At 71.4% G+C, this 546-nt stretch carries 1 protein-coding gene; it reads right to left on the bottom strand.

Going from position 1 to position 546, the window contains the following annotated elements; all coding sequences use genetic code 11:
- On the bottom strand, nt 1–546 hold a 546-nt coding region (locus IEY99_RS33835), incomplete at both ends, for a P-loop NTPase family protein (RefSeq protein ID WP_194505987.1).

Genomic DNA, 546 nt, shown 5'->3' with positions numbered 1-546 from the left:
ACGCGCGCAGGTAGCCGATCCGCTTCGGGTCGTTGACTAGCAGCTTGCCGCCGTTGCCGGCGGTGTGCGCGATGTAGACGTTGGCGACGGTGGTCTTGCCCCACCCGGTGGAGGCACTGACCACCACGTGCGGGGTGAGCCGCTTGAGCGGCAGCGTCACCCACTCGTCGCCGGCCTTCTTGGCGATCGGCACGTCATCGATGGCGTACTGCTGGTTCGCCTCCGCGGTGTACCAAACCGACGCCGGTGGGCGCTTCGGATGCTTGAGCTCGATCACCAGCTCGCGGGGCCGGTGCGTCGCCGCCCACGGGCCCTCCGGCAGCCGGGCCAGGGCCAGGTCTCCCACCTCCTGGATGAGCGCCTTGTTGGTGATCTCGGCGTCGAGCTTGATCCGCACGGTGGCGTCGTCGGCGTCCAGCGGCACCCGCAGCACCGGCACCGCGAGGGCGCCCAGGGCGTGTTCCAGGCGGTCGCCGAGGCGCGGCAGCCTGCGGGCCGCACGCAGCAGCCGCGGCGAGACCGGGATCGGCAGCATCGTCATCCGCA

It is taken from the genome of Couchioplanes azureus, assembly GCF_014648355.1.
Lineage (GTDB): Bacteria > Actinomycetota > Actinomycetes > Mycobacteriales > Micromonosporaceae > Actinoplanes > Actinoplanes azureus.
The sequence above is the reverse complement of the archived record's forward strand: the minus strand, read 5'-3'. Positions and strand labels throughout refer to the sequence as shown.